This window comes from Klebsiella planticola ATCC 33531, assembly GCF_000735435.1.
Classification (GTDB): domain Bacteria; phylum Pseudomonadota; class Gammaproteobacteria; order Enterobacterales; family Enterobacteriaceae; genus Klebsiella; species Klebsiella planticola.
This window is the reverse complement of record NZ_JMPP01000054.1, coordinates 45,538-53,759: the sequence shown is the minus strand read 5'-3', so window position 1 is coordinate 53,759 and position 8,222 is coordinate 45,538. Positions and strand designations below refer to the sequence as shown.

The following is an 8,222-nucleotide window of genomic DNA, read 5'->3' as shown; positions in this document are numbered from 1 at the left end:
GGTAGCGTAGCGCACCGGGAGAGGCTCCCGGGCAGCGGGGTAAATCCCTTGCCCGGCTACGGTGTGGCACCGGCTGTAGCCCCGGTAAGCACAGCGCCACCGGGGAGAGATTCCCGGGCAGCGGGGTAAATCCCTTGTCCGGGCTACGGTGTGGCATCGGCTGTCGCCCCGGTAAGCACAGCGTCACCGGGGAGAGATTCCCGGGCGGCGGGGTAAATCCCTTGTCCGGGCTACGGTGTGGCATCGGCTGTAGCCCCGGTAAGCACAGCGTCACCGGGGAGAGGCTCCCGGGCGACAACCCGGCAGACGCTAGCGGTTCGTCTTCCCTGGGAGGCAGTGGAATGAGCAGGCCGTTCTCAGGGGATATCTAAATAAACGATCGGCTTTTTCATGATGCTTTTTACCGCTTCAGCGATGTGCTGCGGCTGGAGTAAAAACGTTTTGATGCTGGTTTTAATCGTGCGTTGACCGCAAAAGCGCCTGGCGTCGTCGATTTCAATATCCGTGACCAGCAGGACGACATCGGCCTGGGCAATATCGTCGGGGGTAATTTTATTCTCAATCCCCAGCGCGCCCTGGGTTTCGATTTTAATCTGCCACTTTTCGTGGTGGCCGACTTTTTGTAAACGTTCCGCCGCCATATAGGTATGGGCCACGCCGCTCACACAGGCCGTGACCGCAACGATCTTGAGAACCATAGCATCCTCCGGGCATTAGCCACCGACAGTTACGCGAAAACCAGCTTGTTCAGCCATGAGAGTGAATCGGTTAATTTCTGCTGCCGATGGCGCACCGACCTTTGCCATCGCCCATCTCTTGCCCAACAGCGAGTATTTCGGCTCGCCATATTGGTGAAACGGCAGCAGGTGAATGTCAGACAGGGCAAACGGCGCCAGGAAGGAGAGAATCTGGCTGAAGTTCTTTTCACACAGGGTAAAGCCGGGAATGAGCGGCACTCTGGGAATGACGTGAACGCCATTTTCCACCAGCCGGCTGAAATTTTCCAGCACCCGGGGGAGATCCATGGCGAGCTGCTCTCTGGCCTGCCCGGGATCCATGATTTTCAGATCAAACAGCACTTCGTCGCACGCCTGGGCAAGAGGGTAGACGCGGCTGAAGGCGGCGTCGCCCGCCGTTTCTATCGCCGTGTGGATCCCCCACTGGCGCAACGCGCGTAAGAAGCGGGTGGCAAACCCGGCTTGCATTAACACCTCTCCGCCCGATAGCGTGACGCCGCCGCCCGAGGCGCGAAAAAAGATCTCATCTTTCAGCACCTCTTTGAGCAACGCTTCCTGAGTGACATCGCGGCCAATCTGCTCCCATGCACCGGAAGGGCACTCTTCGACGTCCCGCTGGCAGTGCGCGCAGTGGAGACAGCGGCTTTCCCGGCGCACGGTTTCAATTTTGGGCGAGAGGGATTCCGGGTTGGCACACCACGGGCAGGTGTGTGGGCAACCTTTAAAAAAGACGACGGTTCTGATCCCCTGGCCATCGTTGAGCGAGTAGCGCTGGAGATTGAAAATGCGCGCCCGGTCGGCGCGCGTCTCGATAACGTCACAGTTGATGCGTGGTGCGGTGGATAATGTCATCCTGGATCTCCTTCGATAACTCCACAAAGAAGGCGCTGTAGCCGGCGACGCGTACCACCAGGCCGGCGAAATCCTGAGGGCGCTGCTGCGCTTCCCGCAGCGTCTGTGCGTTGACCACGTTAAACTGGATATGCTGTAGCTTCAGGCTGGTGAAAGCCTGTAAGAAATCGGCCAGCTTGTTGAGCCCGCTCTCTCCGCTCAGGGTCGCCGGGGTGAACTTAACGTTCAGCAGCGTGCCATTGGAGAGCAGGTAGTTATCCAGCTTGCTGACCGATTTCAGGACCGCCGTTGGCCCCTGAGAATCCTGGCCGACCATCGGCGACAGACCGCCATCGGCTAACTGCTCGCCGGCCAGGCGGCCATCCGGGGTTGCGCCGACCACTGAGCCGAGCGGGACGTGTGCCGAGACGGTATACGAACCGGGGGTGAAATGCCCGCCGCGCGGGTTGCGGTACTGCTCAACCTCTTTACAGTAAAAGCGCAACAGGTCGGCGCTGATATTGTCCACCTCATCGATATCGTTGCCATATTTTTCAAAGCGGTGAACCAGGCGGGCGCGGATTTTCTCGCCTTCCGGCGTCTGGAAATTGGCCTTGAGGACCTGAATCAGCTCGTCGTAGCTCATGCGCTGCTGGTCGAAGACCATCCCCTTGAGCGCATGCAGGGAGTCGCTGAGATTGGCGATACCAATCCCCTGCACGCCGGAGAAGTTGTAGCGCGCGCCGCCTTCGGTGATGTCCTTTCCGTGCAACGCACAATCCTGAATAAACGAGGAGAGCAGGGGAACCGGCGCCTGATCCCGATGGCCGAGGTCGCAAATGTTGCTGCCTTCGACCATCAGCTTGATGTAGTAGCGGGTCTTCTCGCGGATCTGCTGAATCAGCCCGTCCCAGCTGATATCGGGGTTACCTTCGTTCTCCAGCATCACGATTTCCATCACCTTCAGCAGGTTGAACATCGCAATATCGTGCAGCCCATAGGTACGGCCGGGGATGGAGAGTTCGACGCAGCCCACGACGGCATAATCTCGCGCATCCTCCAGCGAGACGCCGCGGTTGAGAAAGGCCGGAACCACCACTTCGTCGTTGAAAATTTGCGGGATCCCGGTGCCTAAGCGGATGGTTTCCGCCGTTTTGTGCAGGAACGGGCGGTCGATCAGTTCGTTGACCCGCACCCCGAGATTGGGCTGCGGTAGACGGACGTTCTGATAGGCATCCAGCGCGAGAAAGGAGAGCACGTTTACCGCGCTGCGCCCGGTCTCGCTCAGGCCGCCGAGCAAGGCGGTATAGCCCGTCGGGAAGCCGGCAAAGTAGCGGGCGCTGCTGGATGAGCGCAGCAGGACGATATCGTTGCACTTGACCCACAGCGATTCCAGCAGCGTTTTCAGGAATGCGGGATCCTCGCCGCGGGTTAACGACGCCTGATAAAACGGCAGCATATACTGGTCAAAACGGCCAAGTGAAATCGAACTGGCGTTGGACTCGTACTGCAGAATGATGTTCATGTACCAGAACAGCTGGCAGGCCTGCCAGAAATCCTCCGGGCGATGCTCGGCGTTATGACGCGAATGAGCGGCAATCGCCTCCAGCTCCTGGCGTCGCTGCGGATCGTTGCAGCGGCGGGCCATATCAGCGGCGAGGGTGGCGTAACGCAAAATGTGGCGCTGTGAGGCCGCCAGTAAAATCAGCACCGCCTGATAAAAATCGTTCTCCGGATGCTGCCGGGCCAGGGTTTTCATTTCCACCGTCAGCGCCGCCAGTCCTTTATTCAGCAGACGGGGATAATCAATAATGATGTGTCCCTGGCCCTTGTCGGTCTGGTTGATGCTGAAAATCTGCGTGCGTACCGCTGCTTTCACCTCGTCGGTCATCTGTGCGTTAATGACATCTTTCATCGAGCGTTTTTCCCAGTACGGGAACAGCGCTTCACGGTAGATGCGCTTGTCTTCGTCGCTGATGGCGAAGCGATCCTGCGGACGGACCGGGAAGCGATCCAGCTCGTTAAGTAACCAGTAGGGGTCCATCTCGGGGGAGACGATGCCGGCGCGCGGTTTGATTGTCCGGTTGCCGGCAATCAGTTCATCATCACGAATCGAAATCTGTACATGGTCAAGGATCCAGGCGGTGGCCTTCGCCCGACGAATCATCGTCGGCTCACCCTCGGTGCGTTTGTGGCTTTCGGTATAGAGCAGGGCGCGTTCGAGCGAGATTTCCCGGGGGTGAGCGAACAGGCTTGCTATTAAGCGTTGGGTACGATTGGTCATGACAAACTCCATGTGAACGCCCTCTCCACGCGCGGATTGAGGCAATTCGCAACGCGGTTCGCGCACGGACTGCCGGTCACGATGACGCTCGTGGAGCGAGGCGCTGAGTCTTGCGCAGCGTCGCTGCGCGTGACGGTATTCAGGCTTTCTGCGAAAGATGGCTGTCGATTTTGTTCATAATGGCGTCAGCCCGCTTCACGGCATCGCTGATATTGACGCGAACGATGGTTTTACCGGCAAAACGCTCTTCACTCTTGATGCCGATATCTTTGGTCAGAATCACGATATCGGCGCTGGCGACATCGTCTGCCGACAGCTCATTCTCAATACCGATGGAGCCCTGGGTCTCCACCTTGACCTGCCAGCCTTTGGCTCTGGCGGCGCTCTCCAGCGACTCCGCTGCCATGTAGGTGTGTGCGACTCCGGACGGGCAGGCGGTAACGGCGATAATCCTGGTCATAAACTCTTCCTTCTGCGGTTTCAGTTAATTTCGAAATCAAGATCCAGTTCGTCATCGGCTTTGGCTGCTGACGCTTTCTTCTTCGTGAGGGCTTTAAGTACGATGACGCAGGCGGCGCTGACAAATGCCCCGACCAGCAGACCGATAATGAACCCGCCTTTACCCTCAACTACCGGCAGGACAATCAGTCCACCCCAGCCGGCGTAGCACTGAACGCCGAGCAGAGCGGTCGTCGCGCAGCCGCTTGCGGCGCCAATCATGATGGACGGGATGACGCGTAGCGGGTCGGCGGCCGCGAAGGGGATTGCGCCTTCCGACACGCCAACGCAGCCCATGACCAGGGCGGCTTTGCCCGTTTCGCGCTCCTCTGGCGTGAAGTATTTGCGCCCCATCAGCGTCGCCAGCCCCATGCCCAGCGGCGGAATGGCGATCCCGACGGCGGCGATAGCCACCACGCTATAAACCCCCTGGGAGACGCAGATCAGCATGAAGGCGTAGGCCACTTTATTGACCGGGCCACCCATGTCGAAAGCCAGCATCAGCCCCATGATGATGGCGAGGAGCACGATGCTGCCCTCGCGCATGCCCTGTAGCCAGGTTGTCAGACTGGCGGTGAGCGCGCCAATAGGTTCACCCAGCCCCCACATCATGATCCCGGCCGTAATAAAGGTGCCGATAATGGGGATAACAAAAATGGGCATCACGGAGCGCAGCACTTTGTGGACAGGGATTTTCTTCAGGTAGTAAACCACCAGACCGCCGATCATCCCGGCGATCAGGGCGCCGAAAAAGCCGGCACCAAAACTGTTGCCGACCCACGCGCCAATGGCGCACGGGGCCAGCGCCGCGCGATCAGAAATGGAGTAGCCGATATAGGCCGCCAGAAAAGGCACCATCAGGGTCAGTCCGGCGACGCCAATATCAAACAGTTTTTTCAGGTTGGGATCCGTTGCGCCATCGGGCACGGCGCCCTTGCCGTACAGCATGACCGAGACGGCGAGGAGGATCCCGCCGGAGACCACAAAGGGAATCATATGTGAGACGCCGGTCATGAGATGCTGGCGTGTATTTTTTAGTATTTGCACCAGTTCGTTCATTGCTTGCTCCTGAGCGCGCTTGCGCTCGTGACAGTATTGTTGCTTCAACAGTAGGAAAATGGCGGGGGAGAAAACAGTAGAGAAAAAGTGCATTTACTGGATATTTGTAAGGTGCGCGTGAAATTGCGATCCACCTCAAATCTTAAGTGCTATAGGGTCATGTTGCGACAAAAAGAGAGAATTGTGAGGCGGAGCAGAAAAAAGATCTCTGTGTACAATTTTCCAGTAATTCACTCTTTTCTCGCGTAGTCCCTGCCGCGCGCTTTCTTTACCGTTGAGGCAATGATGTCTTGCTCAGGAGAAAGCCAATGGCCCAGGTCATTAAATTCCGTTGTGATTTGCCAAATGGCGTCCACGCCCGTCCCGCCAGTCTGGTGGAAACGCTATGCAATACCTTTTCGTCTTCTGTTGACTGGTGGAATACGCGCAGCGACCTGCGCGGCAATGCGAAAAGCGCACTGGCCATTATTGCAACCAACACGATACGGGGCGACGAGTGTCAGTTAACGATCAGCGGTGAGGATGAGCAGCGGGCGCTTGCTGCGCTGTCGGCATTTATTCAGGATGAATTTCCGCACTGCGATACGCCGTTGCCGGCGGCGGAAAGTATAGAGGTACAGCCGGTTCCGCAATCGCTGTCCCGACTGAATCCTGTTTTGTTTCACGGCCGGCCGGTGTGTGCCGGGAGCGCCGGGGGCACGCTCACCCGGCTGAAATCTTTCGATCTGCGCAACCCGGGCCCGCTGCCTGCTGCCGGGAGTATTGAGCACGAGCAGGCGCTGCTGGATCAAGGATTGCTGCTGCTGGTTAAAAATATCGAGCTGCGGCTGCTGGATAACGACGGAACCGCCGGCGCCATTCTGGAGGCGCATCGTTCGCTGGCGACGGATGCTTCTCTACGCCAGCATCTGCTGGGCGGGCTGCTGACCGGCCTGAGCTGTGCTCAGGCGATCGTCGCCAGCGGCGAGCACTTCTGCGCTCAGTTCCACGACTCCGGCAACCGCTATTTACAGGAGCGGGTGCTGGACGTACGCGATGTCTGTTTCCAGCTTCTGCAGCACATCTACGGTGAGTCCCGCTTCCCGGCACCGGGTAAACTGACCGTCCCGGCGATTTGTCTTGCCGATGAGTTAACGCCCAGCCAGTTTCTTGAGCTGGATAAAACGCTGCTGCAAGGCCTACTGCTGAGCGGCGGCGGGACCACTTCGCATACCGTGATTCTGGCGCGTTCGTTTAATATTCCGACTCTGGTCGGCGTGGAGATGGCGGCGCTGCTGCCGTGGGTAGGGCAACCGCTATTTATCGACGGCAATGCCGGGCTGGTGGTGGTTAACCCGGATGAGGCGGTGGAACGCTACTACCAACAGGAGGCCTGGACCGCGGCGCAGTTACGTCGTCAACAGCAGGCGTGGTTTGATAAAGACGGGGTCACAAAAGATGGCCTGCGTCTGGAGGTGGCGGCCAATATTGCCCACTCCGTTGAAGCCGCCGCGGCGTTTGGCAACGGCGCGCAGGCGGTGGGCCTGTTCCGTACCGAAATGCTGTATATGGACCGGCCCGGCGCGCCGTCCGAAGATGAACTTTATAATATTTTTTGCCAGGCGCTGGAACCGGCGAACGGCCGCAGCATTATCATTCGCACCATGGATATCGGCGGCGATAAGCCGGTGGCCTATCTCAATATCCCGGCGGAAAACAACCCTTTCCTTGGCTATCGCGCGGTGCGAATTTACGAGGAGTACCAGACGCTGTTCCGCACGCAGCTCAGGGCGATTCTGCGCGCCTCGGCGCACGGCTCGTTGAAAATTATGATTCCGATGATCTCCTCGATGGAAGAGATTCTGTGGGTGAAAGATCAGCTGGCCGAAGCCAGGCAATCCCTGCGCGATGAACATATTCCGTTCGATGAGAAGATCCCGTTTGGCATCATGCTGGAAGTGCCATCGGTGATGTTTATCATCGACCAGTGCTGTGAAGAGATCGATTTCTTCAGTATCGGCAGCAATGACCTGACGCAGTATCTGCTGGCGGTGGATCGTGATAACAGTAAGGTCACGCGCCACTACAACAGCCTCAACCCGGCTTTTTTGCGCGCGCTGGACTACGCCGTGCAGGCGGTACATCGCCAGGGGAAATGGATTGGCCTGTGTGGAGAACTGGGGGCGAAAGGTTCGGTGCTGCCGCTGCTGGTGGGGCTTGGGCTGGATGAACTGAGCATGAGCGCGCCGGCAATTTCGGCGACGAAAGCGCGTCTGGCCCGGCTGGATAGCCGGGCCTGTCGCCAGCTGTTGAACCAGGCCATGCAGTGTCGCACCTCGCTGGAGGTGGAACACTTATTAGCCCAGTTCCGCATGGCTCAGCAGGACGCGCCGCTGATTACCACGCAGTGCATTACCTTAAACAGCGACTGGCGCAGTAAAGAAGAGGTGCTGAAAGGCATGACCGACAATCTGCTGTTGGCGGGGCGGTGCCGCTACCCGCGTAAGCTGGAGGCCGATCTCTGGGCGCGCGAAGCGGTATTTTCCACCGGGCTGGGCTTCAGCTTTGCCATCCCTCACAGCAAGTCGGAGCATATTGAGCAGTCGACCATCAGCGTGGCTCGCCTGGCCCGGCCGGTGGCGTGGGGAGATGACGAAGCGCAATTTGTAATTATGCTGACGCTGAACAAACATGCCGCCGGGGATCAGCATATGCGCATCTTCTCTCGCCTGGCGCGGCGCATTATGCATGAGGCGTTTCGTCACGCGCTGGTCACCGCCGACAGCAGCGAGGCCATCGCCGGGTTATTGCAGCGCGAGCTGGAGCTGTAGTTC

The 8,222-nt window shown here is 58.6% G+C and carries 6 protein-coding genes and 1 pseudogene; 1 reads left to right on the top strand and 6 read right to left on the bottom strand.

The window, feature by feature from the left end:
• The 6 genes and pseudogenes from GRPL_RS27885 to GRPL_RS05355 form a co-directional block, all read right to left on the bottom strand.
• Positions 1-274 (bottom strand): annotated as a pseudogene (locus GRPL_RS27885) (hypothetical protein); the annotation flags it as partial.
• An 82-nt stretch (positions 275-356) separates the two neighbouring features.
• The gene (locus GRPL_RS05335) at positions 357-698 is read right to left on the bottom strand and encodes a PTS fructose-like transporter subunit IIB (RefSeq protein ID WP_032688439.1); all 342 of its coding nucleotides are present in this window, start codon (positions 696-698) and stop codon (positions 357-359) included.
• 15 nt (positions 699-713) lie between these two features.
• A complete protein-coding gene (locus tag GRPL_RS05340; RefSeq protein ID WP_032700342.1) occupies positions 714-1,589 on the bottom strand; it encodes a [formate-C-acetyltransferase]-activating enzyme in 876 nt (291 codons plus the stop codon).
• On the bottom strand, positions 1,555-3,852 hold the full coding sequence (locus GRPL_RS05345; protein ID WP_032700341.1) for a formate C-acetyltransferase: 2,298 nt from the start codon (positions 3,850-3,852) through the stop codon (positions 1,555-1,557). Before GRPL_RS05345 ends, GRPL_RS05340 begins: the two co-directional genes overlap by 35 nt.
• 139 nt (positions 3,853-3,991) lie before the next feature.
• Positions 3,992-4,312 carry a PTS fructose-like transporter subunit IIB gene (locus tag GRPL_RS05350; RefSeq protein ID WP_032688436.1) on the bottom strand — a complete coding sequence of 107 codons (321 nt, stop codon included), beginning with the start codon at positions 4,310-4,312 and terminating at the stop codon, positions 3,992-3,994.
• A gap of 20 nt (positions 4,313-4,332) precedes the next feature.
• Positions 4,333-5,409, bottom strand: a complete 1,077-nt coding sequence (locus GRPL_RS05355) for a PTS fructose transporter subunit EIIC (RefSeq protein WP_032695703.1) — start codon at positions 5,407-5,409, stop codon at positions 4,333-4,335.
• 308 nt (positions 5,410-5,717) lie between these two features.
• On the opposite strand from GRPL_RS05355, the gene ptsP reads away from it, so the two are divergent.
• Positions 5,718-8,219: a phosphoenolpyruvate--protein phosphotransferase gene (gene ptsP, locus GRPL_RS05360; RefSeq protein WP_032700340.1), complete on the top strand. Its 2,502-nt coding sequence runs from the start codon at positions 5,718-5,720 to the stop codon at positions 8,217-8,219.
• Positions 8,220-8,222: the final 3 nt, after the last annotated feature.

Excerpts from the sequence above, each read along its gene's own strand:
- GRPL_RS05355 (WP_032695703.1), bottom strand. The coding sequence starts at position 5,409 with ATGAACGAACTGGTGCAAATACTAAAAAATACACGCCAGCATCTCATG.
- GRPL_RS05335 (WP_032688439.1), bottom strand. The coding sequence starts at position 698 with ATGGTTCTCAAGATCGTTGCGGTCACGGCCTGTGTGAGCGGCGTGGCC.
- GRPL_RS05350 (WP_032688436.1), bottom strand. The coding sequence starts at position 4,312 with ATGACCAGGATTATCGCCGTTACCGCCTGCCCGTCCGGAGTCGCACAC.
- ptsP (WP_032700340.1), top strand. The coding sequence starts at position 5,718 with ATGGCCCAGGTCATTAAATTCCGTTGTGATTTGCCAAATGGCGTCCAC.
- GRPL_RS05345 (WP_032700341.1), bottom strand. The coding sequence starts at position 3,852 with ATGACCAATCGTACCCAACGCTTAATAGCAAGCCTGTTCGCTCACCCC.
- GRPL_RS05340 (WP_032700342.1), bottom strand. The coding sequence starts at position 1,589 with ATGACATTATCCACCGCACCACGCATCAACTGTGACGTTATCGAGACG.